Origin of the sequence: Rhizobium sp. WSM1274 (assembly GCF_025200775.1) — a bacterium.
Taxonomy (GTDB): Bacteria; Pseudomonadota; Alphaproteobacteria; order Rhizobiales; family Rhizobiaceae; genus Rhizobium; species Rhizobium leguminosarum_I.
The window spans coordinates 434,153-459,177 of the sequence record NZ_CP104138.1 but is presented as its reverse complement, the minus strand read 5'-3'; the positions used below and the strand labels follow the sequence as shown (position 1 = coordinate 459,177).

Sequence of the window (25,025 nt, the reverse complement as noted above, 5' to 3'; positions counted from 1 at the left end):
ATCAAAGCATCCCCGGGCGGACAAGGAAGGAGATGTTTTTCAGTTCCGAATACACATCGAGCGCCTCAACTCCAGGCTCGCGCGTGCCATTCCCGGATGATCCGAAGCCGCCGAACGGCATGTGCGGCTCGCTGCCATACGTACCCATGTTGACATTGGCGACGCCGGCTTTGACCCTTTGGGCGAACCACATCGCGCGGTCGACGTTGCGGGTGTGCACAGCAGCGGTCAATCCGTATTCGGTGGCGTTTGCTACATCCAGCGCCTCGGTCATGCTGCCGACGGGATGGAGTGTCGTCACCGGACCGAAGACTTCCTTGCAACTGAGATCCGACGTGGTGGCAAGGCCATCGATAACTGTAGGCTCGACATAATAGCCTCCGGCCAACTCCGGTGCGTCCGGTGTGCGCCCCCCGCAAAGCACCTGGCCGCCTTGTTCTTTTGCGCGTTCGATGGCGGAAAGCACGGACTGCTGTTGGCGGAGGCTGACGAGCGGCCCGAGATCGCATCCGGCGGCAACACCCAGCTTGAGGCTCCTGGCCTTTGCGGTCAGTCGGTTCCGAAACTCCTCGTAGACCGATTTAAAGACCAGCATGCGGCTACCGGCGGCGCAGCGCTGGCCGGCATTGCTGAAGGCCGACAGCGCCGCCCAGTGCACCGCCTGATCGAGATCGGCGTCATCACAGACGACGAAGGGGTTCTTGCCGCCCAGTTCGAGAGAAATACGTGCGAGACGCTTTCCAGCGACTTCCGCAATCCTGCGGCCTACTCCGGTCGAGCCCGTGAAGCTGATAATGTCGACCCGCTCGTCTGTGACCAACGTCGAGCCAGCCGGCTCGCCACGCCCATGTACGACGTTGAATACGCCGTCGGGCAATCCCGCCTCCTTGGTCAGCTCGGCAAAGAGTTGGGCTATGCGTGGAGAGTCCTCGGCAGCTTTTAGAACCACCGTGTTGCCGCAAATAAGCGCAGGAAAAGTCTTCCATGCGATATTGGCGATCGGCGTATTTGCCGGCACGATCAGGCCGGCGACGCCACGAGGTTGGCGCACCGTATGGCTGTATTTGCCGGGCGTGCCCGAGGTGAGCGACCGGGCGTATAGGCGCATACCCTCGCCGGCGAAATATTCCGCCTGCATGATCGCTCCGCCCGTCTCGCCTTTGGCGTCCTGGGGAGGTTTGCCGGTTTCAAGCGCAATGCATTCCGCCAGCTCATCGGAACGCCGCTTCATCAGGGCGACGATATCCATCAGAATCTGGCCGCGCTTTACGGGTGTAAGTTCCGCCCAGGCAGGGAACGCCGAACGCCCTGCCGTTATCGCTTGCTCAACATCACCCTGCGAGGAGTCAGCCACGTGATAAAGGAGTTCGCCACTGTGCGGATTGAATTTCTCAAGCCATCCTTCACTAGAGGCACTAATGGCTTGGCCGTTGACCCAATTGAGAATGCGAGGTGTCGTCATGTTCAGATTGCCGTCCAGCCGCCGTCGATGATGAGATTCGAGCCTGTCATATATCGGGATGCAGGGCTCGCCAAGAATAACATAGCGCCGTTGTATTCATCGACGCTCGCCATACGGCCGATCGGAATCCGGCTGCAGTAGACGTCGAGGAAGTCCTGCTCCTGATTATTAAAGACGCCGGCGATCGTCAGTGAATTTACGCGCACGTTCCGCTTCGCCCAGTAGGCCGCCAGGTATCGCGTCAGATTCAGGATGCCGGATTTCGACGCTGAATAGGCCACCGGCTTGAAGAATACCTCTCCGCGTTCTCTGCGATATTCGTAGAGGCTCTGGTCGGGAGAAACGAGCCCATAAATGGAAGCGACGTTGATGATCGACCCATTGCCGGCATAGGCCATCGCGGCGCCGAATACCTGGCATGAGAGATAGACGCCCTTGAGGTTCACGTCGATAACCTTGTCCCAAGACGCTTCCGGGTAGTCTTCGAACGGCCCGTTTTCCTCGGGCGGGGCGGAAGGCGGAGAATCGATAGCGGCATTGTTGATGAGGACGGTGGGGGTACCGAATCTACCGGTCACGGCCTGAAGCGCCTGCTCCAATGACGCCTTCTTGGTCACATCCGCCGAACAAAACATGAAATTGTCGGGGTATTCATCCTGCATCGCGAGGCTGCCGGCAGAGTGGCGGAGATCAAAGCCAACCACGCGCGCATTGCGCGCAAGAAAAGCCTTGGCATACTCACCGCCCAGTTGGCCGGAAACACCGGTCACAAGGACGACGTTGCCACTCACGTCAAAAAGTCCATCGACATTCATGATTGCCACCTCGTCTCGATGCAGGCCGGGCAGGCGGAGAGCGATTGGGCGCCGCTCTCCTTACCAGATCTGCCAACCTGTGGATTCTTCGGGGACGTTCCGTATTGAGCTCGGTGCGTATCCCCTTGACGCCTCGGATAGGAAGCTCAGCCGAAATCGGAGTATTGAATGGGTTCACCCTTTGCAATATCCCGCTTCACCGTCTTTCCGAGAACCTTATTGCTCTCCCGCACAGGTATGTAATGGGTATTGAAAATGCGACCCGAAAGCTTATCCAGGGTCAGCTCTTCGCCGACGCGGATGTCCGAATATGCGATGATCGACTTGCCCAGCTTCTTGAACACTCTTTCGTTGCCGATCTCGTCCGCCGGTTTCTGAGGCATCATCGCGCGGACGCGCTTGATGTCACGCACGAACTTGCGGAAGCCATCAGGCTCTAGTGCAAAGCTGTGGTCGGTGCCCTTCCAGGCACGGTTGAGGGTAACGTGCTTTTCGAACACGCGCGCGCCCTTCATGTAGGCAATCGGGCCTGACAAGGTCCCGTTGAAGTGATCGGACGAGCCGATGATACAATCCGGAAACTCCTTGATGAGAACCTCAATATTGTCCAGCCCAAGGCGGTTGTACTCGCACGGGTATTCGGAGACGCAGTGCAGGATGGCCAACTGATCGTGATGCTTCAATACCACCTCGACGCTGGACCGAATCTGTTCGATCTTGCCGCCGCCAATGCTCATGACAACGGGCTTACCGAGTTTCGCGATCCGATTGAGGAAGGGAAGGTTGCCAAGATCGAACGAAGCCACTTTCAACAGGTCGACATCAATCTGCTGGAGGATCTCGAGGCTAGGCTCGTCGAAGGGTGTCGACATGAACTTCACGCCGTGCTTTTCGCAATCAGCCTTCAGAATGGGCAACCATTCCGGTTTTAGCTCCAGCTTCTCTCGATGAGCGCCGTAGGTTTCTGCAAAAGCATTTTCGCTGTCATACCCCGCCGCATAAGCATCCTCCGAAAAAAGGTACCTATTATTGCGCGTCTGAAATTTGATCGCATCCGCACCTTCGAATGCATAAATTCGAATATATTCCCGGGCGATATCCAGGTCTCCCTGATGATTTTGGCCTACTTCGGCAATCACGAAGGGCGATTCATCGAGAACATCTTTGCGAAACATTTTAACCTCTGTCGTTGGATTCTTCTGCAGCCAGCAAATTCGTTGGTCTGGGAGGACGCCCAGGCGGCACGCAGCGTCAATTTCCTATGCTTCTCACGGCCGCCGGGGTGTCAGATGCAACCTGTGTTTTAAGTTTGGCCGCCGAGTAAGGCCGGATAGTCCCTTCTTTCAATCACCCCATTTAGAGCGCCGCTACCGTTCGAAACAGCAACTGCCATCTGAGATCTATGGCTTTGGCCGGTCCGACGCGCGGGTAGGAAAGCTGGCAAAAAGCCCAGACCAAGCTCGGCATCAGCCAATAGCGGCGGCTCGCAGAAATGACAAGCCGTTTCGTAACGTTTTACTCATGTGATTCTGCGTGTGCAGGTTTGGGAGGGCCCGACAGGACAGGAGCAAAAAAATTTCACATATCGTGCCGCATCAAAGACGCCGGTGTCGGCCCCGATCGTGTGGCCGTCGAAAACTCAGTGAACAAGCCGTAGTTGCGTCGCAAAGCGCGCAGATAATGACCAAACAGTAGAACGATCCGCTCGAAAAATAGTCCAGCCCAACCTGTCCGCGCTGCCCGAAGGTTGTTCATTTACAATTCGCAGATGCGCGGATACAACGCCCAGCAATTCGAAAGATCTACCTTGAGAGACATGTGACATGAAAAGAGCCCTCATCACAGGCATCACGGGCCAGGACGGCTCCTATCTTGCAGAGCTTCTCATCGAGAAGGGATATGAGGTACACGGCATCAAGCGCCGCACGTCCCTATTCAATACCGACCGCATCGACCATCTCTACCAGGATCCACACGACACCAACCGCAGGCTTGTGTTGCACTACGGGGACATGACGGATTCATCGAGCCTCGTTCGCATCATCCAGCAGGTCCAGCCCGACGAGATCTATAACCTCGCGGCGCAGTCGCATGTCGCCGTCTCATTCGAAGAGCCGGAATATACGGCCAATTCCGACGCGCTCGGCGCGCTACGCATCCTCGAGGCGATCCGCATTCTCGGCCTTGAGAAGAAGGCGCGTTTCTACCAGGCGTCCACCTCCGAACTCTACGGCCTGGTGCAGGAAATCCCGCAACGCGAAACGACCCCTTTTTATCCGCGCTCGCCTTACGCTGTCGCCAAACTCTACGCCTACTGGATTACGGTTAACTATCGGGAAGCCTATGGCATTTATGCCTGCAACGGCATCCTCTTCAACCACGAGAGCCCGGTGCGGGGCGAGACCTTTGTGACCCGCAAGATCACCCGTGCACTGGCGCGCATCAAGCTTGGCCTTCAGGAATGCCTCTATCTCGGCAACCTAGACGCAAAGCGTGACTGGGGGCACGCCAAAGACTACGTCGAGATGCAATGGCTGATGCTGCAGCAGGACGCGCCGGAGGATTTCGTCATCGCCACTGGCGTGCAGTACAGCGTCCGCGAATTCGTTAACGCCGCGGCCCATGAGATTGGGCTTCCAATCTCATGGAAGGGATCAGGCGCCGAGGAAAAAGGCCACGACCAGAACGGTCGCTGCATCGTCGCGGTCGACCCCCGATACTTCCGTCCCACAGAGGTCGAGACCCTGCTGGGCGATCCGTCGAAGGCGAAGGAAAAACTCGGCTGGGAACCAAGGATAACGTTTAAGCAGCTTGTCGAGGAAATGATGCGCGAGGATCTTAAGTCCGCAGAGCGGGACGAACTGGTGAAACGCCACGGCTTCTCCGCATACGACTATCACGAGTGATCCAATGAACAGAGACGTGAAGATCTATGTTGCAGGCCATCGAGGCATGGTGGGGTCGGCCATTGTGCGGAGGCTGAAGGCTGGCGGCTACACGAACATCGTCACCAGAAGCCACGCCGAGCTGGATCTCGTCAATCAGGCGGCCGTTGCCGAATTCATGAAGGCGGAGCGGCCGGACTACATCTTCATGGCCGCTGCAAGGGTTGGCGGCATCCATGCAAATAACGTTTATCGTGCTGAGTTCCTCTACCAGAATCTGATGATCGAGACGAATGTTGTTCATGCCGCCTGGCAGGCTGGTGTGGAACGCATGCTTTTTCTTGGCTCGAGTTGCATCTACCCACGCGACTGCCCTCAGCCCATTCGCGAGGAGTATTTGCTAACCGGCCCCCTGGAGGAGACGAACGAGCCCTATGCGATCGCCAAGATAGCGGGCGTCAAGCTGTGCGAGAGCTACAATCGGCAATATGGAACCCGCTATGTGTCGGGGATGCCGACTAATCTGTACGGGCCGAATGACAACTACGATTTGGATAGTAGCCATGTTATGCCGGCCCTGATCAGAAAGGTCCATGAGGCCAAAATTCGCGGTGACAGGCAGTTGGTCGTCTGGGGATCCGGTCGGCCAATGCGTGAGTTCCTGTATGTCGACGACATGGCTGACGCCTGCGTTTTTTTGATGGAAAGCGACGTCAGCGAGGGGCTCATCAATATCGGGACGGGCGAAGACATTACCATCCGCGAACTTGCCGAGACCATCATGAGGGTTATCGGCTTCACGGGCGAGATTGTTTACGACCAGACGAAGCCGGACGGAACGCCGCGCAAACTGATGAGCGTTGACCGTTTGTCGGCACTTGGGTGGAAGGCGACCACATCACTTGGCGATGGTATTGCGCGAGCATACGCCGATTTCGCGTCCTGATATCTTTGCTTCCGCCAGCGACTGAAGCAAATCCTCTACGCCTTTCGTGCTGGGGTGACTTGCACCATTTCACAAGCACGAAGCGCCCTCGACTACGGCCAGCGCCAGCACAGACACGACGACGTAAGCGGGTATCGTCCTCACTACTGCTCACTTAGAACTCAAAATCGATAAATTGCGCATCATCTACATAGTAAATGAGTGAGAACGCAAACATCGCCAAAAGGAAGAGCTTATAACGAGCCTAATATCGGGTTGCAGGTCCTGAATTTGTCGGTTTATTGCAGTGCGCGGCAGCACAATTAGTTGTGCGCCGGAGTTGGTCGCCGTCACAATCCGGCGATCGAGCCCAATGCGAGGATGTACGCGTTGAAGGTAGAACAGCTGAAGATCGGTGACGTTAAAAGAATCACACCCACCAAATTCGGTGACTCACGCGGCTATTTCAGCGAAGTCTTTAAAGATTCTTCGTTCCGCACGAATTTGGTCGACGTTTCTTTCGTGCAGGACAACGAGGCGTTTTCAGCGCAACCCGGGACCGTCCGGGGACTCCATTTCCAATTGCCTCCGTTCGCACAGGGCAAACTTGTACGCTGCCTTCGCGACGCGCTCCTAGATGTGGCGGTCGATATCAGACATGGCTCTCCGACATATGGGAAATGGGTCTCCGTAGAACTGTCCCCTGAGAACGGCTCACAACTTTGGGTGCCGGTCGGATTTGCGCATGGGTTCGTAACTTTGCAGCCTGATACGATCATAAGCTACAAGATCACAGCTCCCTACAGCGCGGAGCATGACTGTGGCGTGCGGTGGAACGACGCCGAGATCGGGATCGAGTGGCCACAGATGGATGCCTACGTTCTGTCTGATAAGGACAACAAGCAGCCGCTGCTTTCCGAACTCCCCAAATATTTTCAGTTTTCGTGAAACGGAGGGCCTCATGCGTGTTCTTGTAACGGGTGGCGCGGGCTTCATCGGTTCGGCATTGGTGCGCTATCTCGTCAGCGACATCGGCGCCGAAGTACTCAATATCGACAAGCTGACCTATGCCGGCAATCTCGCTTCGCTGAAGGCAATCGAGAATGCTCCCAACTACAGGTTTCTCAAAGCCGACATTTGCGACAGAGGCGCTGTCTGCAATGCTTTCGAGGAGTTTCGCCCCGATTACGTCATGCATCTGGCGGCGGAAAGCCACGTCGACCGGTCGATCACCGGAGCGGCGGATTTTATTGAAACGAATATAATCGGCACCTTCAGCGTCCTGGAGGCCGCGCGGCAATATTGGGAGCGCCTTCCCGCGGATGCAATGGCAGCATTCAAGATGCTGCACGTCTCCACCGACGAAGTCTATGGTTCCCTCGGTGAAGACGGGTTCTTTGCCGAGACGACAGCTTACGATCCGTCCTCTCCCTACTCCGCGTCCAAGGCGGCGAGCGATCATCTCGCGACGGCGTGGGAAAGGACTTACGGCCTGCCGGTGATCATTTCCAACTGTTCGAACAATTACGGTCCCTTTCATTTCCCGGAAAAGCTCATTCCTCTCATCATATTGAACGCGCTGGAACGGAAGCCATTGCCCGTCTATGGAAGCGGCGCAAACATTCGCGATTGGCTGTATGTCGATGACCATGCACGAGCGCTCTGGCTCATCGTGCAACGAGGCCGTCCGGGCGAAAAATACAATGTCGGCGGGCGCAACGAGCGGCGAAACATCGAGGTTGTCGAGCGCGTGTGCGCGATCATGGATGAAGTCCGGCCAGGAACCGCACCGCATAGCGATCTTATAAGCTATGTTGCCGATCGGCCGGGCCACGATGCCCGCTATGCTATCGATGTCACAAAGCTCGAGACCGAACTCGGCTGGAGAGCACAGGAGAATTTCGACAGCGGAATCCACAAGACCGTTGAGTGGTATCTGGAAAATGCATGGTGGTGGCAGCCGCTGCGTGAGCGTGTGTATTCCGGTGAACGGCTTGGCGTGTCGAAAAAGGTTTGAGATACGCATCGCGGTAATAGGCAAGAGCGGCCAGATCACGTCTGCGTTGCAAGCGCTGGAGATCGCAGGTATCGAGATCATCGCCATCGGCAGGCCCGAGCTGGATTTGCTCGAGCCTTCGCCGGTGAGCGAAATCATTGCGAAAATAAAACCTGACGTCGTCGTCTCGTCGGCGGCCTTCACCGCCGTTGACAAAGCCGAAAGCGACGAGGCGGCAGCTTTCGCGATCAATCGAGACGGCGCAAGAGCCATCGCCGCAGCTGCTGCCGAGCTGTCCCTTCCCGTCATCCATCTTTCGACTGATTATGTGTTCGATGGAGACAAGCCCGAACGGTATCCATCCGAGGTAGGCCGCAGGGATCTTTGCGGTCGCGCGTGGTAAGCTTGCGCCTTTACCCCGGCGCGCACTGCGAGAGACGTCGGCCAGCTCGAAGAACTTCCGGCGCGCATGGGCAAAACAGAAGGCCGGCGTCACCGGTATTTGTTTCTTTGTCCGATCGAACAGCGGATTGAAGCCATTGTAGCAGTCAGCCTGCAGGATACCGGTGAACTCGGCCAGATGTCGTTGCGGATGTGCGCCACGCCGGTCGCTGGAGGCGTAGAAGACGGCGGCCGGTGGCGACTGTCCCCCAAAGGGCCTATCGTCGCAAACGTAAGTCCATATGCGGCCGGTGATGCACTGCCCTTTGGCGAGAATCGGGATAGTGGTGTCGTCGCCATGCAATCGCTCGGCCGCAAACACGTGGGTCTCGATGAGATCGAAGAGCGGCTTGACGGCGGCGCTGACGTAGCCAACCTGGTCGGCAAGCGTCTGGGTGGACAGATCAATTCCCTCGCTGCGGAAACGCCGGCTCTGGCGGTTGAGCGGCTGATGCTCGGAGAATTTGTCGAAGACGATAGTGGCGAGAAGGTTGGGGCCGAGAAAGCCGCGCGGTGTGGCATGGAACGGCGCCGGCGCCTGGCTGATGCAGCCGCACTCCCGGCAAGTAACCTTATCCCGGACGGTCTCGACCACCTTGAAGCGGCGTGGGATCTCCTCCAGCGTCTCGGTAGTATCCTCGCCCAGCTTCGACAGCCGTTCGCTACCGCAATGGGTGCAGGCGGTCGGCGCGTCGATGACGATGCGCTCGCGCTCGATATTCTCTGGCCAAGGCTTGCGCACTGGTCGCTTGCGGGTGAAGGCACGCACAGCTTGGGTTTTGGCGGCAGACGTTTCTGAAGCGAGCTCGTCCTCGGTCGCGTCGGCGACCAGCTCTTCGAGCTGCAATTCCATCTGGTCGATCAGCCGCTGGGTGCGCTCCCGGCTCGGACCGTGTTTGTCGCGTTCCAACTGGGCGATCAGCAATTGCAGATGGGCGTTGAGCGCCTCGATGCTGGAAAGCTCTGCCTTGGCTTTGATCGCTTCGGCCTCGGCCTGCAACCGCGCCTCGCGTTCTGCCAGCAGCGCGGCGTGGGCGCTGGCAAGATCGTCAGGAAGGGAAAGCGGCGGTAACGACATGCAAATTTTAGAGCATATTTCCTGAACAAATTCAATGGCGAGGGTGCTCAAACCCGTGTCGGACGCCAGGTTTCCTGAGGAGCTCGCCAATCGATTCCTGACAGCAAATAGGAAAGCTGCGCCGGTGTGATCGCCACCGCGCCGCCCTCTGCATTCGGCCAGATAAACCGGCCGCGTTCCAATTTTTTCGTGAACAGGCATGCGCCCTGGCCATCATGCCAGATCAATTTTACCAGATCACCTCGACGGCCCCGGAAGCAGAACAGATGACCGCCCAGAGGGTCATGCTTCAACACTTCCTGCACCCGAAGGGCCAGCGAAGGAAAGCCGCACCGCATATCCGTATGACCCGTCGCCAGCCACACCTTGATCCCCGTTCCCATCGGAAACGGGTTCATCGCAACGTCTCCAGACTACAAATGAGCCGCAGCAGGACGTCCACGTCGACATCCCGACCGACGATCACACGCCGGCCGTTCGCACTCACCACCTCCATGCGACCGGGTGCGGTGACAGAAGGCGGCACAGCGACAGTCGCCGCAGGTGGCGTATTCGCAACATCAGGCTCGGCAACAACGATCGCTGGAACAAATCCGTTCGCCGAGCGGGGGACAAGCCGTCCTTCCCGCGCGGCCCTGCGCCAGGCATTCAACTGCCAACGCGTGATCCCATGACGCTGCGCCGTGGCCGTCACCTGCCGCGGGCTGTTATAACTCTCAGCCACGATCGCCAGCTTCGCTTCATCCGTGAGACGCCGGCGACGCCCGCTATCGACAATCTCCATCCGGCTGAAACGCCCGGTCAGATCATTTATCCCGTCCATATGTGAAGAACCGTCTATATTGCCGTCTATATAGACAGCATCCACACTCTCACTCACTGCACAACGCGGCCCAACTCGGATGCGTACCCCGAACGCTATGTAGAGAGCGACCCGGTCGGACCGGTATCCGTCTATGGCAGATCGAAGCTCGGGGGAGAATATGGGTCGCCGCAGCGAATGAAAACCATGTCATCCTGCGGGCGGCCTGGGTCTATTCGACGGTTGGCCACAACTTCGTGAAAACGATTTTGAGGCTCGCAGAGACGCGGGAAGAGTTGAGCGTTGTCAGCGATCAACTGGGTTGCCCGACCTCCGCCAACGACATAGCCGAGGCTATCGTCAAAATAACAGACAGGCTAACAAAGGATTCCAGCCCGGACTTGCGAGGCGTTTTTCATTTGGCCGGCAGCGGCGAAGCGAACTGGGCCGAATTTGCTCGATACATATTGTCCATTCTCGAGGAAAAGACCGGTAGGCGTGTCACCGTCAGGGGCATTGCGACCGCCGAGGGCTTCAAAATCGCTTGCCCGGAGGAAATTGCACTGGCGAAAGGCTTCAATCACGATGGAGCACTTCGCCCAGATTGCCGCCAAAGCGGGCAAAGGCGATTGCGGCCAATAGTTGTGCGGTCTGGTGGATTAGAGCATTCCGGCAAAAGTGCGCGGCGGTTTCGCGGCCAGAATTGCGCAAAACAAAAAGATGAGAATTTCCGTACCCGAAGAAAAACGGAAATGCTCTCAATAACTACGATTCGTCAGAATATAGAGATCAGGCCGAAAGCCTCCCCCTGACCCCATCCGCAATTGCCGTCATCCTGTCCGCCGCGGCATGGCCGATCAGCATGAAGGCGTGCGTGCCGTTCGACCAGTAGACGACGTTCATGCCCTTGCGGCTTTCGAGATCCGGCGCTTTGGGACCGGCATCGGAGCGGACGATGCAGAGCGCCATCGGGCCGGTCTCGGGGTCGAGATAGGCGACCTGAGCAAGCGCCTTACCGTCATATTGCAGCAGCAGGGCGCGTTTGAAATCGATCCCCGGGAGCGAGACGGCTTCGGGGGAGAGTGACAGGCCGAGCTTTTCGTCAAGACTGGCGAGCTGGGCGGCCTGGTCCTCCCTGCCAGGGACGGGGCCGGCCAGCGTCTCCGGGGTATAGAGCGAGATATAATCGGCGACCACGGCGCGCCATTCGCTGTTTTCGTCCTTTGCCGAGAAGCCTCTGCCGATGCCGATGACAGCGCGGTCGATCGCGATGCCGGCGACCAGCGAGGCGGCGAGCGCGCCGAGGAAGCGGCGTCGGCTGGCGAAGACGGGCGTGGAGGCGGGTCCTGCACTCGGCTGCGCCGGGATGGCGGCAAGCATCGTCTCCAGCTTCTCGCGCGGGGCTTCCGACAGCAACGGGGCGAAGGCCTGCTTGAACGGCAGGCTGGCGCGCGCCAGGAATTCCAACCGTTCGGCGGTGCTCTCGTCTTCCTCCACAATGGTTTGAATGCGCGCGGCCTCTTCGGCCGTCAATTCGCCGTCGATGAAGGCGGTCAGGTCCTCGTCGGAGGGAATGGTGTGTTTCGTGTTCATTGCCGTCCCCCTTCCGGTCCGGCGCCGGAGAGCTTGGCGCGGGCAGCAGCCAGCCGGCTCATCACGGTTCCGATCGGGATATCCAGTATGCCTGCAACCTCGCGATAGGAAAGTCCTTCCACATAGGCGAGGAAAACCACCGTCCTCTGCGCCTCAGGCAGCGCATTCACCTGTTTCAGCACCTGATGGGCCATCACATGCGTTTCGGTGTCGTTTGCGCCGTCAAAGGTCAGCGTCTCCCCGGCATCGACGGAACCATGACCCTGTCGCACCCGGCGGGAGCGGATCTCGTTCAGCCAGATCGAGTGCAGGATCGAAAACAGCCAGCGGTCGAGCCGGGTGCCGGAGATGAACTGATCGGCGCGCTCCAGCGCACGAAGGCAGGTCGCCTGGACCAGGTCGTCGGCGACATCGCGCTGATGCGAGAGAACGAGACCATAACGCCAGAGCCTTGCCAGATTTTCCGTCAGGCCGCTTCTGATATCCGCTTCGCTCGCGATGGCCGCCTCCGCCAATCCTGCATCCCTCGGAACCGCCGGATGAACCGGCGATTCCATTCTCGCGCGACTATAGGCAGGAAATATGCTGCGCGCGACCGACATTCTCACATCCCTTTTGTGGTTCCGTTTTCCCGCCCGTGACCGGCCGATCAGATCTTCGAAGGGTCGAGGATCGCGGCGTTCAAGTCCTGATATTCCTCGCAACCGGTGCCGCAGATCGCCTTGATCGTGTTCAACTGGTCCTTGGCGAGATCGAGCTGGCCCTTGATGACATAGGCTTCGCCGAGATATTCGCGGACCTTGGCATATTGCGGGTCCATCTTCACCGATTGCAGATAGTAGGAGATGCCTTCGTCAGTGCGGCCGAGCTTGCGGGTGGCATAGCCGCGATAATTGAGCACTTCCGCGGTGTTCTGGTCCTTGACGGTGTCGAGCACGGCAAGCGCCTCTTCATAACGACCGGCCTTGGCCAGCGAATAGGCATAATCGACGCGGTTCTCGTCCGAGACGTTGGCGCTCTGCTGCTTGACGCATTTCTTGGTCTTCTGGTCGTAGATCTCGCCCTTCTTGCAGGTGGGCGTTGTGCTACTGTTATCGCCGACCGCAAAGACCGGGCCGGAGAAAACAGCAGCGACAAGGCAGCCGCCGAGAACGATGGAAGCAATGCGAGCTGGCGTGATCGTCATGGGGAAACTCCTCTAGAAGTGACGTTGCGAGGAGAGAACACCGCTGCTTCGGGCTTTATTCGGCTGCTCCTCGCATTTCTTTCATCACGGTTTCGTGAAGCACGCTGATCCGAATAATTTTGGCGTAGGCGTGTTTTCAGTCGTTGCGCCGGGAACGACAAGGAGAACTCCATGACCGATACCGTGAAACTCGTCAGCCTCGCCGTCGCGACACCCGGACATGTCATTTTCCAGAAACAGGCGGTCGAAGCCTCTGCCCGCCTGTTTGCCGACCGCTTCGAGGATTTCCGGCATCTTGCCCGCGTCTTCGACAGCGCCGGTATCGAAAAGCGTCATGCGGCGCGGCCGCTCGCCTGGTTCAACGAGCCGCATGGTTGGAAGGACCGGATGCAGGCCTTTGCAGAGGTGGCGGGCAGGCTTTTCGTGGAGGCTGCCAACTCGGCCCTTCGCCAGGCGGGGCTTGAGGCCGGCGATGTCGACTGTGTCGTGACCGTCTCCTCCACTGGTTTTACGACACCGAGCCTCGATGCGCAGCTAGCCGGCCGGATGGGTTTCAGACCCGATATCGAACGCGTGCCTGTCTTCGGGCTCGGCTGTGCGGCTGGCGTGTCGGGTTTTGCAATCGCCTCACGGCTTGCGAAAGGCCGGCCGGGCACTGTTGTGCTTTTCGTCTCGATCGAGCTTTGCACGCTCGCCTTCCGGCTGGACGAGCTGACGCGCCCGAACATCATCGCGACAGCGCTTTTCGGCGACGGCGCAGCCGCCTGCGTGCTGCGATCAGGCGAAGACGGGCTGGCGGAGGTGGAATCGACCGGCGAACATCTCTTTCCCGAGACGCTCGATATCATGGGCTGGAAGATAGACGACGGCGGCTTCGGCATCGTACTGGCGCAATCGCTGCCGCCCTTTGCCGAAAAGGAGCTTGGCCCGGCGGTGGGGGCTATTCTGGCGCGTAATAGGTTGAAGGTGGAGGATATCGACCGCTTCATCTGCCATCCCGGCGGCACCAAGGTGCTGGCGGCGATGGAGAGCGCGCTTTCGCTGTTGCCCGGCACGCTCGATCACGAGCGCGCCGTGCTTGCCGAATATGGCAACATGTCCTCGCCGACCATCCTGTTCGTGCTGGAGCGGGCAATCCGCGCCGGGTTGCCGGCGCGCTCGGCGATGATCGCCATGGGGCCGGGCTTTTCGGCCAGCTGCGTGACGCTGCGGAGGGCCGCATGATGTGGCCGTCGATCGCGCTTCTGGCATTCGTGACGCTGCAGCGGCTGGCGGAACTCGCGCTCGCCCGGCGCAACACGGCGGCGCTTCTTGCCGGAGGCGCCAGGGAGGTGGCACCCGAGCATTATCCTGTCATGGTGGCGCTGCATGCAGGCTGGATCATCGGCCTTTGGCTCACTGCACCGGGCAGGCCCATCGCGCTCTTCTGGTTTCTGGTGTTCATGGGGCTGCAGGCGCTGCGGCTCTGGGTGCTGGCGACGCTGAAGGGCCGCTGGACGACGCGTATCATCATCCTGCCCGGTGCGCCGCTCGTCAGCTCCGGGCCCTATCGCTTCCTCCGCCATCCGAACTATGCGATCGTCGTCGGCGAAATCGCCGTCCTTCCCCTCGCCTTCGGCCTGCCGCTTTACGCGATCGTCTTTTCCCTTTTCAACGCGCTTATCGTCCATGTCCGCGTGAAGGCTGAAAATGCCGCACTGAAAAGCGCAATGGTTTTGAAATGAATGCGATTTTCCGTTTGCGTCGCGGCATCGGCGCGGGCATTTTCACCGCGTAAGACAAAGCGGAATGCAAGCGGAAATGACGAAAAACGCAATCGTGCTCGGCGCCGGCATCGTCGGGGTTTCCACGGCCATCCATCTTCAGCGGCGCGGCCGCCAGGTGACGCTGATCGACCGCAAGAATCCGGGCAACGAAACCTCCTTCGGCAATGCCGGCCTGATCCAGCGCGAAGGTGTGGCACCTTACGGCTTTCCCCAGCAGCTCGGGCTTTTGCTGCGTTATGCGCTGAATAATCGCATCGACGCGCATTATCACCTGCGCACGCTGCCGAGTCAGATCGCCTTTCTCGCCCGCTACTGGTGGAATTCCAATGCGCGGCGCCACACCATCATCACCCGGGCCTATGCGCCGCTGATCCAAAATTCGATTGTGGAGCACAAGGACCTGATCGAAGCGTCGCAGGCCGAAGGGCTGATCCGCAAGGACGGATGGATAAAGATTTTCCGCACTGAGGCCAAGCGCGACGCGGCTTTCGCAGAGGCAGCACTTTGGCGGAATGAATTCGACGTGGCGTACGACAGCCTGACCTCGGCCGACATCGCCCGCATGGAACCTCATATGACCGGCGATTTCGCCGGCGGTATTCGCTGGCGCGATCCCTGGTCGGTGCTCGATCCGCATGCGCTGACATCGGCCTATCGCCGCTATTTCGAAAGTATCGGCGGCCGGTTCGTCACGGGCGACGCCGCCTCGCTCGGTCCGTTCGGCTCCGGCTGGAAGATCATGACCGCGGAAGGTGCGCTCGAAGCCGATGATGCTGTGATGGCACTCGGCCCTTGGGCGGCCGTTGCGACGCGCCGGCTCGGCTATTCCTTCCCGCTCGGCGTCAAGCGTGGCTATCACATGCACTATGCCGCCGAGGGCAATGCCGTGCTCAACAACTGGACGCTCGATGCCGAACGCGGCTACCTCCTTGCGCCGATGAACCGCGGCATCCGCCTGACGACCGGGGCGGAGTTTGCAACGCTCGACGCGCCGAAGACGCCGGTCCAGCTCGACCGCGCCGAAGCCGTGGCGCGCACGATCTTCCCGCTCGGAGGCAGGCTCGATCCCGAACCCTGGATGGGCGCGCGCCCCTGCACGCCGGATATGATGCCGATCATCGGCAAGGCGCCGCGTCATCAGGGCCTGTGGTTTGCCTTCGGCCATGCCCATCACGGGCTGACGCTCGGACCGGTGACCGGCCGCGTGCTTGCCGAACTCATCACCGGCGAGAAGCCGTTCATCGATATCGCGGCCTATTCGCCGCAGCGTTTCAACCCGTAACGCCGAGTGTTGCAAGACCTTCGAGGGCCGTTGCTGCAATGCCGTCCACGGTGTCGTCGATATCGACAGTGACGACGCCCGGCTCGCCTGTGGGCACCTCAAGCGTCGCCAGTTGGCTGTCGAGCAGCGAGACCGGCATGAAGTGCCCCTTGCGCTCGCCCATCCTTTTCATCAGCAGCGCCCTGGAACCTTCGAGATAGACGAAGAGCAGATTGCCGCCGGCAGCAGCCCTGAGCCTGTCGCGATAGAGACGCTTCAGCGCCGAGCAGGAAACAATGATGCCCTCGCTCTTTTCCAGCGAGGACTTCATCTCTTCGCCGATGCGGTCGAGCCAGGGCATCCGGTCGTCATCGGTCAGCGGAATGCCCTTCGACATCTTCTCGACATTGGCGGCCGGATGAAGCGCATCGCCCTCCATAAACTGCAGGTGCAGCGCTTCGGCGAGTTTTTCGCCGACGGAGGACTTGCCGCAGCCGCTGACGCCCATGACGACGATCGCATGGGGTCTGTTCATCTGCTCATCCGGCATGTTTGCTCCTCAGCTTATCTCCCCGCTCAGTCGAGCGGGAAATGACAGGCATATTGTTGTGCGCCTTCTCCACTTAATTCGGGAGAAACCTGGCGGCAATAGTCCTGCGCCTTCCAGCAGCGCGGATTGAAGTGGCAGCCCGTCGGCGGCTTCAGCGGCGACGGCAGTTCACCCTGCAGGCGAATGCGGGTCTTCGCACGGTCGGGATCGGCAATTGGTGTGGCCGACAGCAAGGCCGCTGTATAGGGATGGCGCGGCCGGGCGAAGACTTCGGCGGCAGGACCGGTTTCGATTGGGCGGCCGAGATACATCACCATTATCTCGTCGGCGATGTGATGGACAACCGAGAGGCCGTGCGAGATGAAGAGATAGGCAAGACCCATCTCCTTCTGCAGGTCCATGAGCAAGTTCAGCACCTGCGCCTGGATCGACAGGTCGAGCGCCGAAACCGGCTCGTCGAGCACCAGCACCTTCGGCCGCAGCATCAGGGCGCGGGCAATGGCGATGCGCTGGCGCTGGCCGCCGGAGAACATATGGGGGTAACGGCCATAGTGCTCCGGACGCAGGCCGACGCGGGCCATCATCTCCTCCACTTTGCGGCGGCGGGCGGCGGCGTCGAGACTGGTGTTGATCTTCAGCGGCTCTTCAAGGATCGAGCCAACCTTCTGGCGCGGGTTGAGCGAGCCGTAGGGATTCTGGAAGACGATCTGCACTTGGCTGCGCAGGCTGCGGTCGCCGACATGGGCAGGCTTGCCATCGATCAGCAATTCTCCCGAAGTCGGGTTCTCGATCATGGTGACCAGGCGGGCGAGCGTCGACTTGCCGCAGCCGGATTCGCCGACGACGGCGAGCGTCTTGCCGGAATGCAGGCTGAAGCTGACGCCGTTCAGCGCCTTGACGGTGGCATCGGCTTTGAAGAGGCCGCGGTTGACGGTGTAGAAGCGGGCGAGATCCCTGCCCTCGAGAACAGCGCTCGTCATACGAGGTCTCCTGCGGTTTCAACGGCCATGATGCCGGGATGCCCGAGCGGCTTGCCGTCCTTCAAGGGATAGTTGCAGAGCGCCAGTCCAAGCTCCGGTCCCTGGCGGACCACGCCACGGTCGCATTCGACCGTGGCGAAGCCGCAGCGCGGCGCAAAGAGACAGCCTGTCGGGCGACCATGCTGCCCGGGAACGACACCGGCGATCGAGGGAAGACGCTGGCCGACCTTGGCGCGCTCGGGCAGCGCTGCGAGCAGGGCTGCGGTATAGGGATGATGCGGGTCGCGGAACAGCGCCCTCACCGGCTGTTCCTCGACCTTCTGGCCGGCATATTGCACCTGCACCCGTTCGGCAGTTTCGGCAACGACACCCATGTCGTGGGTGATCAGCACCAGCGCCATGCCCTGCTCCTTCTGCAGGCGAACAAGCAGATCCAGAATCTGCGCCTGGATTGTCACGTCGAGCGCGGTCGTCGGCTCGTCGGCGATCAAGAGCTTCGGATTGCAGGCGAGCGCCATGGCGATCATGACGCGCTGGCTCATGCCGCCGGACATCTGATGCGGGAAGTTCGACAGGCGCTCTTCCGGCGCCGGAATGCCGACGAGGTTCAAGAGCTCGATCGAGCGTTGGCGGCGCTCCTTGCGGTTGAGGCCCATATGCACGCGCAGGGTCTCGCCGAGCTGGAAACCGACCGTGAAGCAAGGATTGAGGCTCGACATCGGCTCCTGGAAGATCATCGCCATATCCTTGCCGACGATCCTGCGGCGCTGGCGGGCGGAGATGTCGCGCAGGTCCTTGCCGTCGAACTGCATCCGGTCGGCGGTGATCTTCGCCGTCCAGGGCAGAAGCCCCATGAGGGCCAGCATGGCAACGGATTTACCCGAGCCGGATTCGCCGACGACCGACAGGATCTCGCCCTTGTCGCAGGCAAGCGATACGCCGTCGACGGCGCGGAAGAGACCGGAAGAGGTCTGGAATTCGACAGTCAGATTTTCAATCTCGAGGAGTGGCATCACGACCTCTTCAGTTTGGGATCGAGTGCGTCGCGCAGACCGTCGCCCATCAGATTGATGGCGAGAACGGTGATGAGGATGGCAAGACCAGGGAATGTCACCACCCACCAGGCGCGCGATATGAACTCACGGGATTCGGCCAGCATCGTCCCCCATTCGGGTGTCGGCGGCTGAGCGCCCATGCCGAGAAAGCCGAGGGCGGCAGCATCGAGAATCGCCGCCGAGAAGGCGAGCGTCGCCTGAACGATCAGCGGCCCAAGACAGTTCGGCAGGATCGTCTTGAACATCAACCGGAAGGTGCCGGCACCGGCAACACGCGAGGCGATCACATATTCCTTCTCGCGTTCTGAAATGACCGAGGCGCGCGTCAACCGGACGAAATGCGGCTGGTTGACCAGCGAAATCGCGATCATCGCATTGGTAAGCCCTGGCCCGAGCACGGCCACCAGCACCAGAGCGAGCAGCAGTGACGGGAAGGCCAGGATGATATCCATCAGGCGCATGATCGCCGTATCGACCTTGCCGCGGAAAAATCCGGCGACGAGGCCGATCAGCACGCCTGAAATGACCGAAAGCGTGACGACGACGACGCCGATGAACAGCGAAAACCGCGCGCCGTAGATCAGGCGCGAGAGGATATCGCGGCCGACGGCATCCGTTCCAAGCGGGAAGGAGGCGCTGCCGCCATCCATCCAGAATGGCACGGCGAGCAGTACCGCACGGTTCTGCTCGTTCGGCTCATGCGGCGCAAAGAGCGGCGCGAAGACTGCGACGATCAGGATGATGATGAAAACCACCAGGCCGATGACGGCGCCCTTGTTGCGGGAGAAATAATGCCAGAAATCCGCAAGAGCGGATGGCTGGCCGGTTTTGACGGTGACCGTGCTCATGGACCGCTCCTAATGACGAATGCGCGGATTGATGAAGCCGTAGAGAACATCAACAATCAGATTGACCAGCATGATGACGCCGGCGATCAGCAGAAGACCGCCCTGGACCACGGCGTAATCGCGCTTGAAGACCGAATCGACCATCCATTTGCCGATGCCCGGCCAGGAGAAGATCGTCTCGGTGAGGATGGCGCCGGCAAGAAGAACGCCGATCTGCAGACCGATCGTGGTGATGACAGGGATCATCGCATTGCGCAGCGCATGCACGCCGACAACGCGCAGCGGCTTCAGGCCCTTCGAGCGCGCGGTGCGGACATAGTCCTCGCCCAGAACCTCGAGCATTGCCGAACGCGTCTGGCGCGCGATGACGGCAAGCGGAATGGTCGCCAGCACGATGGTCGGCAGGATGAGATAGCTGACGGCGGAGGCGAAAGCCCCCTTTTGGCCTGACAGCAGGCTGTCGATCAGCATGAAACCGGTGACCGGCTTGAAGAAATACATCAGCGAGATTCGACCGGAAACCGGCGTCCAGCCGAGATAGCCGGAGAAGAAGATAATGAGCAGCAGACCCCACCAGAAGATCGGCATGGAATAACCGATGAGGGCAACACCCATTACGCTCTGATCGAACCACGTGCCACGCTTGACCGCCGCAAAGACCCCGGCGGGCACGCCAAGACAGACCGCAATGATGATGGCACAGAGCGAAAGCTCCAGCGTTGCCGGAAACAGGGTCAGGAATTCGCCGAGAACCGGCCGCTTAGTGACGATAGAGGTGCCGAGATCGCCGTGCAGCACTTTTACGAGGTAGTCGAAATACTGCACATACATAGGCCGGTCGAAGCCGAGATCGTGCATGATCTGGGCGTGACGCTCCGGCGCCATGACACGTTCACCCGACAGGAGCATGACGGGATCGCCGGGAAGCATGCGGATGAACGAGAAGGCAATGAGGGAAACGCCGAGAAATGTCGGGATCAGCACCGCGAAGCGGCTGATGAAAAAACGCAACATGGCAGGTATCCAATAGTTTCCGGCGGTCAGGAGACCCTGACCGCCGGCTGCGCCCAGCTCTGCCGGGCATTCTTACATTATTCTTGTTATTCGGATACGTCGACGCCGTCGAAGCGGTGAATGCCGAGCGGGTCCATCTGGAAGCCGGAGACCTTCTTGCTCATCGGAACGAAGACGAGCGAGTGGTCGAGGGTCGCCCAGGGAGCTTCCTTCTTGAAGATCAGCTGCGCCTGCTCATAGGCCTTCGTACGCTCGCCGACATCGGCCGTCAGCTTGGCCTTGGTCATCAAGTCGTCATATTCCTTGTTGCACCACTGAGCACGGTTGTTGCCGCCGACGGCATCGCAGCCGAGCAGCGTATCCATGAAGTTATCGGGATCACCGTTATCGCCCGTCCAGCCGAGGATGACGGCGCCGTCGCGCTTCACGTCGGAGGAGAGCTTCAGGTATTCGGCCCACTCATGGGTGACGATCTCGACCTTGACACCGATCTTGGCGAAATCCGCCTGCATCAATTCGGCGGCGCGGCGCGCGTTCAGCATATAGGGGCGCGAAACCGGCATCGCCCAGATCTTCATGCTGAGATCCGTGACGCCGGCATCGGCGAGAGCCTTCTTGGCAGCATCCGGATCGTACTTGTCGTCTACGACGGCGTCGTTATAGGACCACATCGTCGGCGGGATCGGGTTCTTGGCAACGGCGGCAGCACCCTGGAAGACGGCGTCGATGATCGCCTGCTTGTTGATCGCCATGTTGAGCGCACGGCGAACTTCCGGCTTGTCGAACGGAGCCATCTGCGTGTTGTAGGCGAGGAAGCCGACATTGAGACCGGCCTGCTCCAGCACGGTCAGATTGTTATCCTTCTTCAGCTCGGAGACGTCGGCTGCATTCGGATAGGGGATCAGATGGCATTCGCCGGCCTTCAGCTTCTGAGCACGGACAGCCGCATCAGAGGTGATGGCGAAAACCAGATCGTCGATCTTTTCCTTGCCCTTGAAATAGGTTTCGTTCGCTTTGTAGCGGATGACGGCATCCGGCTGGTAGGCGACGAAGGTGAACGGGCCGGTGCCGAGCGGCTGCTGGTTCATCTGCGCCATCTTGCCGTCGGCGGCGAGTTTGTCGGCATATTCCTTGGAGACGATCGAGGCGAAGTCCATGGCGAGGTCGGCGAGGAACGGCGCTTCGGGATGGTTGAGCGTGAACTTGACCGTGAGGTCGTCGACCTTTGCGATCGACTTGATCAGCTCCGGGAAGCCCATGCCGGCGGCGTATTCGTAGGAACCGCCCTCGACATACTTGTTCCAAGGATTGTCGGACTTCAGCTGGCGCTCGAAGGAGAACACGACGTCGTCGGCGTTGAAATCACGCGTCGGCGTGAAGAAGTCGGTGGTCTGGTACTTGACGCCGGGATGAAGCTTGAAGGTGTATTCCGTGCCGTCGGCCGAAACGCTCCAGCTGTCAGCCAGACCGGGCTCGATCTCGGTCCCGCCATGCTTGAATTCGACGAGGCGGCTATAGACCGTGCGCGACGACGCGTCGAAGGTCGTGCCTGCCGTATAGAGGCTCGGGTCGAAGCCTTCCGGCGAGCCCTCGGAGCAATAAACAAGGGTCTTGGACCAGGCCGACGTCGCCATGACGGAAATCAGGGCCGTCGCTGCCAGGAGGACAGAGATCTTTTTCATAATATTGTTTCCCGGTTGTTCTTCTTGATGTTTGGAGATCGTAGAATGCATCTCGATCGACGGTTGATGGAACGATATTTATCTACTGAAAGCAACGGGCTATGCAGAAAAATTTTCCAGCTGGACAATTTTAGAAATTTTCAGTCAAAAATCAGCCGCATTTGGAAATATTCGGACAAAAATGACCGAAATTTTGTCGCATTTGGTATAAAAGCGCGCCTATCGCGACATGCAACGGGCATTTTCCCAGCGTCCAGAGGCCGATGAGACGTCCGCAAAAACAAAAAACCGCGGTTGCCAGGCAACCGCGGTTCAGAAGCAAATTCTGCTCTTTAAATCAGGCGGCGGGGGCAACGATCGCGGGCTTGCGATATGCCGGCTCGCCGGTAATGCCGAGAAGGAAATTGATCTGCGGACGCGCCTTGACGAGGTCGTCGATGGAATATTCCGACAGCACGGCGAAGAAGGCGTTGAGCGCCTTGCGCAGCGCCGAATTCAAACCACAACTGTCGACCAGCGGGCATTCGACCTCACCGTCATCCTCGAAGCATTCGGCCATGGCGAAGTTATCTTCCGTCACCCGAACGACATCGAAAAGACTAATGTCGGCGGCCGGCTTGCCCAAGCGCACGCCACCATTGCGACCGCGCACGGTTTCGACCAGACCCGCCTTGTTCAGCGGCTGGAGGATCTTGAAAAGAAAGAGCTCGGAAACGCCATAGGCCCTGGCGATTTCCGGAATCCGGCTCAAGTGCCCGTCATTGGCAGCACAATACATCAACATGCGAACCGCATAGTTCGTCTGCTTCGTCAACCGCATGCCATTCTCCTGACTCGTCTGTTCAGACCTATATAGGCGGTTTGCTAGTTTTGAACAATTCCAAAATATGAAATTCGCATTCAGCTTATGAGGCCATTTGCCGCGACGTCAATCCCGCTCCAGGATCCCGACGTCATCGAGGATCGCCCCGCCTGCGCTCGGGCGTGCCCTGCGCATCAGTTTGACCTCGGCACTGGTGAAATGGGAGATGGCGAACAGATTACGCCCTTGTCTCAGAATATTCTCGATGCCGACCGACATCGCCGGCAATCAGCATGACGAGGAAAAATTCGGGGGCCGAAAGGCCCCCGAATTGCAGATTTCTTGGAATGTCGTGACGATCACTTCATCGTCGGCATGACGAATTCCGCGCCGCTCTTGATGCCGGAAGGCCAGCGGGCGGTGACGGTCTTGGTCTTCGTCCAGAACTTGATCGAATCCGTGCCGTGCTGGTTGAGGTCGCCGAAGCTCGAGGCCTTCCAGCCGCCGAAGGAGTGATAGGCGAGCGGAACCGGGATCGGAACATTGATGCCGATCATGCCGATATTGATACGCGAGGCAAAATCGCGGGCGGCATCGCCGTCGCGGGTGTAGATCGCAACGCCGTTGCCGTATTCGTGCTTCATCGGCAACGACAGCGCTTCCTCATAGTTGTTGGCGCGGACGACGGAGAGCACAGGTCCGAAGATCTCGGTCTTGTAGATATCCATCTCCGGCGTGACGTGATCGAACAGGCAGCCGCCGACGAAATAGCCGTCTTCATAACCCTGGAGCTTGAAATCGCGGCCGTCGACGACGAGCTTGGCGCCTTCCTCGATGCCACGGTCGATCAGGCCGCGAACACGGGTATAGGCTTCCTTGGTGACGAGCGGGCCCATGTCGGCCTTGTCATCGGTATAGGGGCCAATGCGCAAGGATTCGATCTTCGGCGTCAGCTTCTCGACGAGGCGGTTGGCGGTCTCCTCGCCGACCGGAACGGCAACCGAGATCGCCATGCAGCGCTCGCCGGCCGAGCCGTAGCCTGCGCCCATCAAGGCGTTGACGGCCTGATCCAGGTCTGCATCCGGCATGATGATCATGTGGTTCTTGGCGCCGCCGAAGCACTGGGCGCGCTTGCCGTTCATCGCCGCGGTGCCATAGACGTAGCGGGCGATCGGCGTCGAGCCGACGAAGGAGACGGCGCCGATATCGGGATCGGTGAGGATCGCGTCGACCGCACCCTTGTCGCCATTGACGACGTTGAGGATGCCGGCGGGCAGGCCGGCCTCGATCATCAGTTCGGCGAGGCGGATCGGCAGGGAGGGATCACGCTCGGAGGGTTTCAGGATAAAGGCGTTGCCACAGGCGATCGCCGGCGCAAACATCCACATCGGGATCATGCCCGGGAAATTGAAGGGGGTAATGCCGGCGCCGATGCCGACCGGCTGGCGGATCGAATACATGTCGATCGCAGGCCCGGCGCCCTCGGTGAACTCGCCCTTGGCGAGATGGGGAATGCCGCAGACGAATTCGCAGACTTCGAGGCCGCGAATGACGTCGCCCTTGGCATCCTCGATCGTCTTGCCGTGCTCCTTGGAGAGGATTTCGGCAAGCTCGTCCATGTGCTTGTTCAAGAGTTCGACGAACTTGAAGAAGACGCGGGCACGGCGCTGCGGATTGGTGGCAGCCCATTTCGGCTGTGCAGCCTTGGCGTTTTCGACGGCAGCGCGCAGTTCCTCGACGCTTGCGAGTGCGACCGTCGCCTGTACTTCGCCTGTTGCCGGATTATAGACGTTGCTTACGCGGCCGCTGGTGCCGGCAACCTGCTTGCCGCCGATGAAATGACCGATCTCACGCATGGGTGTTCCTCCTGTTATTCGATGGCCG

The 25,025-nt window shown here is 59.6% G+C and carries 24 protein-coding genes and 3 pseudogenes; 9 read left to right on the top strand and 18 right to left on the bottom strand.

Annotation, left to right across the window (positions count from 1 at the left end):
- Position 1 precedes the first annotated feature (1 nt).
- The 3 genes from N2600_RS02265 to N2600_RS02255 all read right to left on the bottom strand — a co-directional run bounded on the left by N2600_RS02265 (position 2) and on the right by N2600_RS02255 (position 3,452).
- The gene (locus tag N2600_RS02265) at positions 2-1,462 is read right to left on the bottom strand and encodes an aldehyde dehydrogenase family protein (protein ID WP_170282717.1); all 1,461 of its coding nucleotides are present in this window, start codon (positions 1,460-1,462) and stop codon (positions 2-4) included.
- Positions 1,463-1,464: 2 nt separating this feature from the next.
- Entirely contained in the window at positions 1,465-2,277 is an 813-nt protein-coding gene (locus N2600_RS02260) for an SDR family oxidoreductase (RefSeq protein WP_170282718.1), read from the bottom strand.
- 146 nt (positions 2,278-2,423) lie between these two features.
- Entirely contained in the window at positions 2,424-3,452 is a 1,029-nt protein-coding gene (locus N2600_RS02255) for an N-acetylneuraminate synthase family protein (protein WP_130699532.1), read from the bottom strand.
- Between the two features lie 648 nt (positions 3,453-4,100).
- Here N2600_RS02255 and gmd point away from each other — a divergent pair.
- The 5 genes and pseudogenes from gmd to N2600_RS02230 form a co-directional block, all read left to right on the top strand.
- Positions 4,101-5,183: a GDP-mannose 4,6-dehydratase gene (gene gmd, locus N2600_RS02250; RefSeq protein ID WP_170282719.1), complete on the top strand. Its 1,083-nt coding sequence runs from the start codon at positions 4,101-4,103 to the stop codon at positions 5,181-5,183.
- 4 nt (positions 5,184-5,187) lie between these two features.
- Positions 5,188-6,108 (top strand): GDP-L-fucose synthase, encoded by a 921-nt coding sequence (fcl, locus tag N2600_RS02245; protein ID WP_260297836.1) that lies wholly within the window; start codon positions 5,188-5,190, stop codon positions 6,106-6,108.
- A 360-nt stretch (positions 6,109-6,468) separates the two neighbouring features.
- Positions 6,469-7,035 (top strand): dTDP-4-dehydrorhamnose 3,5-epimerase, encoded by a 567-nt coding sequence (rfbC, locus tag N2600_RS02240; protein WP_260297835.1) that lies wholly within the window; start codon positions 6,469-6,471, stop codon positions 7,033-7,035.
- A gap of 13 nt (positions 7,036-7,048) precedes the next feature.
- Complete coding sequence (gene rfbB, locus N2600_RS02235; protein ID WP_170282722.1) at positions 7,049-8,104, top strand: dTDP-glucose 4,6-dehydratase; 1,056 nt, start codon at positions 7,049-7,051, stop codon at positions 8,102-8,104.
- Position 8,105: 1 nt separating this feature from the next.
- A pseudogene (locus N2600_RS02230) lies at positions 8,106-8,480 on the top strand (sugar nucleotide-binding protein); the annotation flags it as partial.
- Here the strand turns inward: N2600_RS02230 and tnpC are convergent.
- From tnpC to tnpA, 3 genes and pseudogenes are all read right to left on the bottom strand, one after another.
- Positions 8,481-9,602, bottom strand: a pseudogene (gene tnpC, locus N2600_RS02225) (IS66 family transposase); the annotation flags it as partial.
- A gap of 47 nt (positions 9,603-9,649) precedes the next feature.
- The gene (gene tnpB, locus N2600_RS02220; RefSeq protein WP_017965232.1) at positions 9,650-10,000 is read right to left on the bottom strand and encodes an IS66 family insertion sequence element accessory protein TnpB; all 351 of its coding nucleotides are present in this window, start codon (positions 9,998-10,000) and stop codon (positions 9,650-9,652) included.
- Positions 9,997-10,425 carry an IS66-like element accessory protein TnpA gene (gene tnpA / locus N2600_RS02215; protein WP_260298867.1) on the bottom strand — a complete coding sequence of 143 codons (429 nt, stop codon included), beginning with the start codon at positions 10,423-10,425 and terminating at the stop codon, positions 9,997-9,999. Before tnpA ends, tnpB begins: the two co-directional genes overlap by 4 nt.
- Before the next feature lie 96 nt (positions 10,426-10,521).
- Between tnpA and N2600_RS02210 the strand changes: the two are divergent.
- A pseudogene (locus N2600_RS02210) lies at positions 10,522-11,046 on the top strand (sugar nucleotide-binding protein); the annotation flags it as partial.
- 147 nt (positions 11,047-11,193) lie between these two features.
- On the opposite strand, the gene N2600_RS02205 reads toward N2600_RS02210, so the two are convergent.
- The 3 genes from N2600_RS02205 to N2600_RS02195 are packed head-to-tail and all read right to left on the bottom strand — an operon-like array spanning position 11,194 to position 13,183.
- Positions 11,194-11,997 (bottom strand): anti-sigma factor family protein, encoded by an 804-nt coding sequence (locus N2600_RS02205; RefSeq protein WP_170282723.1) that lies wholly within the window; start codon positions 11,995-11,997, stop codon positions 11,194-11,196.
- Complete coding sequence (locus N2600_RS02200) at positions 11,994-12,599, bottom strand: RNA polymerase sigma factor (protein WP_260297832.1); 606 nt, start codon at positions 12,597-12,599, stop codon at positions 11,994-11,996. The genes N2600_RS02205 and N2600_RS02200 overlap by 4 nt, the downstream gene beginning before the upstream one ends.
- A gap of 47 nt (positions 12,600-12,646) precedes the next feature.
- Positions 12,647-13,183 (bottom strand): tetratricopeptide repeat protein, encoded by a 537-nt coding sequence (locus N2600_RS02195; RefSeq protein WP_260297831.1) that lies wholly within the window; start codon positions 13,181-13,183, stop codon positions 12,647-12,649.
- Between the two features lie 171 nt (positions 13,184-13,354).
- Here N2600_RS02195 and N2600_RS02190 point away from each other — a divergent pair, with 171 nt between their 5' ends.
- From N2600_RS02190 to N2600_RS02180, 3 genes are all read left to right on the top strand, one after another.
- Positions 13,355-14,407, top strand: a complete 1,053-nt coding sequence (locus tag N2600_RS02190) for a type III polyketide synthase (RefSeq protein WP_260297830.1) — start codon at positions 13,355-13,357, stop codon at positions 14,405-14,407.
- Positions 14,404-14,907 carry an isoprenylcysteine carboxyl methyltransferase family protein gene (locus N2600_RS02185; RefSeq protein WP_260297829.1) on the top strand — a complete coding sequence of 168 codons (504 nt, stop codon included), beginning with the start codon at positions 14,404-14,406 and terminating at the stop codon, positions 14,905-14,907. The genes N2600_RS02190 and N2600_RS02185 overlap by 4 nt, the downstream gene beginning before the upstream one ends.
- A 76-nt stretch (positions 14,908-14,983) precedes the next feature.
- Positions 14,984-16,231 (top strand): NAD(P)/FAD-dependent oxidoreductase, encoded by a 1,248-nt coding sequence (locus tag N2600_RS02180; RefSeq protein WP_260297828.1) that lies wholly within the window; start codon positions 14,984-14,986, stop codon positions 16,229-16,231.
- Here N2600_RS02180 and N2600_RS02175 read toward each other — a convergent pair.
- From N2600_RS02175 to N2600_RS02135, 9 genes are all read right to left on the bottom strand, one after another.
- Positions 16,221-16,760, bottom strand: a complete 540-nt coding sequence (locus N2600_RS02175; RefSeq protein WP_260297827.1) for a gluconokinase — start codon at positions 16,758-16,760, stop codon at positions 16,221-16,223. The genes N2600_RS02180 and N2600_RS02175 overlap by 11 nt on opposite strands.
- Positions 16,761-16,786: 26 nt before the next feature.
- Positions 16,787-17,740: a peptide ABC transporter ATP-binding protein gene (locus N2600_RS02170; protein WP_260297825.1), complete on the bottom strand. Its 954-nt coding sequence runs from the start codon at positions 17,738-17,740 to the stop codon at positions 16,787-16,789.
- Entirely contained in the window at positions 17,737-18,753 is a 1,017-nt protein-coding gene (locus N2600_RS02165; protein WP_162119480.1) for an ABC transporter ATP-binding protein, read from the bottom strand. Before N2600_RS02165 ends, N2600_RS02170 begins: the two co-directional genes overlap by 4 nt.
- Positions 18,753-19,643: an ABC transporter permease subunit gene (locus N2600_RS02160; RefSeq protein ID WP_260297824.1), complete on the bottom strand. Its 891-nt coding sequence runs from the start codon at positions 19,641-19,643 to the stop codon at positions 18,753-18,755. Before N2600_RS02160 ends, N2600_RS02165 begins: the two co-directional genes overlap by 1 nt.
- Positions 19,644-19,652: 9 nt before the next feature.
- A complete protein-coding gene (locus N2600_RS02155) occupies positions 19,653-20,657 on the bottom strand; it encodes an ABC transporter permease subunit (RefSeq protein WP_017967109.1) in 1,005 nt (334 codons plus the stop codon).
- Between the two features lie 86 nt (positions 20,658-20,743).
- Positions 20,744-22,339, bottom strand: a complete 1,596-nt coding sequence (locus N2600_RS02150) for an ABC transporter substrate-binding protein (RefSeq protein WP_260297822.1) — start codon at positions 22,337-22,339, stop codon at positions 20,744-20,746.
- A gap of 337 nt (positions 22,340-22,676) precedes the next feature.
- Positions 22,677-23,159 carry an iron-responsive transcriptional regulator RirA gene (gene rirA, locus N2600_RS02145; protein WP_017959053.1) on the bottom strand — a complete coding sequence of 161 codons (483 nt, stop codon included), beginning with the start codon at positions 23,157-23,159 and terminating at the stop codon, positions 22,677-22,679.
- A 108-nt stretch (positions 23,160-23,267) separates the two neighbouring features.
- Positions 23,268-23,420: a hypothetical protein gene (locus tag N2600_RS02140; RefSeq protein WP_260297820.1), complete on the bottom strand. Its 153-nt coding sequence runs from the start codon at positions 23,418-23,420 to the stop codon at positions 23,268-23,270.
- Positions 23,421-23,500: 80 nt separating this feature from the next.
- Positions 23,501-24,997 carry a CoA-acylating methylmalonate-semialdehyde dehydrogenase gene (locus N2600_RS02135; protein ID WP_018070268.1) on the bottom strand — a complete coding sequence of 499 codons (1,497 nt, stop codon included), beginning with the start codon at positions 24,995-24,997 and terminating at the stop codon, positions 23,501-23,503.
- Positions 24,998-25,025 lie beyond the last annotated feature (28 nt).

What these genes read in the sequence shown, in the direction of transcription:
- rirA (WP_017959053.1), bottom strand. Translation starts at nt 23,159, where the DNA reads ATGCGGTTGACGAAGCAGACGAACTATGCGGTTCGCATGTTGATGTAT.
- N2600_RS02160 (WP_260297824.1), bottom strand. Translation starts at nt 19,643, where the DNA reads ATGAGCACGGTCACCGTCAAAACCGGCCAGCCATCCGCTCTTGCGGAT.
- rfbC (WP_260297835.1), top strand. Translation starts at nt 6,469, where the DNA reads ATGTACGCGTTGAAGGTAGAACAGCTGAAGATCGGTGACGTTAAAAGA.
- N2600_RS02175 (WP_260297827.1), bottom strand. Translation starts at nt 16,760, where the DNA reads ATGCCGGATGAGCAGATGAACAGACCCCATGCGATCGTCGTCATGGGC.
- N2600_RS02260 (WP_170282718.1), bottom strand. Translation starts at nt 2,277, where the DNA reads ATGAATGTCGATGGACTTTTTGACGTGAGTGGCAACGTCGTCCTTGTG.
- N2600_RS02190 (WP_260297830.1), top strand. Translation starts at nt 13,355, where the DNA reads ATGACCGATACCGTGAAACTCGTCAGCCTCGCCGTCGCGACACCCGGA.
- N2600_RS02140 (WP_260297820.1), bottom strand. Translation starts at nt 23,420, where the DNA reads ATGTCGGTCGGCATCGAGAATATTCTGAGACAAGGGCGTAATCTGTTC.
- N2600_RS02265 (WP_170282717.1), bottom strand. Translation starts at nt 1,462, where the DNA reads ATGACGACACCTCGCATTCTCAATTGGGTCAACGGCCAAGCCATTAGT.
- N2600_RS02205 (WP_170282723.1), bottom strand. Translation starts at nt 11,997, where the DNA reads ATGAACACGAAACACACCATTCCCTCCGACGAGGACCTGACCGCCTTC.
- N2600_RS02200 (WP_260297832.1), bottom strand. Translation starts at nt 12,599, where the DNA reads ATGTCGGTCGCGCGCAGCATATTTCCTGCCTATAGTCGCGCGAGAATG.
- N2600_RS02150 (WP_260297822.1), bottom strand. Translation starts at nt 22,339, where the DNA reads ATGAAAAAGATCTCTGTCCTCCTGGCAGCGACGGCCCTGATTTCCGTC.
- tnpB (WP_017965232.1), bottom strand. Translation starts at nt 10,000, where the DNA reads ATGAACCCGTTTCCGATGGGAACGGGGATCAAGGTGTGGCTGGCGACG.
- N2600_RS02255 (WP_130699532.1), bottom strand. Translation starts at nt 3,452, where the DNA reads ATGTTTCGCAAAGATGTTCTCGATGAATCGCCCTTCGTGATTGCCGAA.
- N2600_RS02155 (WP_017967109.1), bottom strand. Translation starts at nt 20,657, where the DNA reads ATGTTGCGTTTTTTCATCAGCCGCTTCGCGGTGCTGATCCCGACATTT.
- N2600_RS02185 (WP_260297829.1), top strand. Translation starts at nt 14,404, where the DNA reads ATGATGTGGCCGTCGATCGCGCTTCTGGCATTCGTGACGCTGCAGCGG.
- fcl (WP_260297836.1), top strand. Translation starts at nt 5,188, where the DNA reads ATGAACAGAGACGTGAAGATCTATGTTGCAGGCCATCGAGGCATGGTG.
- rfbB (WP_170282722.1), top strand. Translation starts at nt 7,049, where the DNA reads ATGCGTGTTCTTGTAACGGGTGGCGCGGGCTTCATCGGTTCGGCATTG.
- N2600_RS02170 (WP_260297825.1), bottom strand. Translation starts at nt 17,740, where the DNA reads ATGACGAGCGCTGTTCTCGAGGGCAGGGATCTCGCCCGCTTCTACACC.
- tnpA (WP_260298867.1), bottom strand. Translation starts at nt 10,425, where the DNA reads ATGGACGGGATAAATGATCTGACCGGGCGTTTCAGCCGGATGGAGATT.
- gmd (WP_170282719.1), top strand. Translation starts at nt 4,101, where the DNA reads ATGAAAAGAGCCCTCATCACAGGCATCACGGGCCAGGACGGCTCCTAT.
- N2600_RS02165 (WP_162119480.1), bottom strand. Translation starts at nt 18,753, where the DNA reads ATGCCACTCCTCGAGATTGAAAATCTGACTGTCGAATTCCAGACCTCT.
- N2600_RS02180 (WP_260297828.1), top strand. Translation starts at nt 14,984, where the DNA reads ATGACGAAAAACGCAATCGTGCTCGGCGCCGGCATCGTCGGGGTTTCC.
- N2600_RS02195 (WP_260297831.1), bottom strand. Translation starts at nt 13,183, where the DNA reads ATGACGATCACGCCAGCTCGCATTGCTTCCATCGTTCTCGGCGGCTGC.
- N2600_RS02135 (WP_018070268.1), bottom strand. Translation starts at nt 24,997, where the DNA reads ATGCGTGAGATCGGTCATTTCATCGGCGGCAAGCAGGTTGCCGGCACC.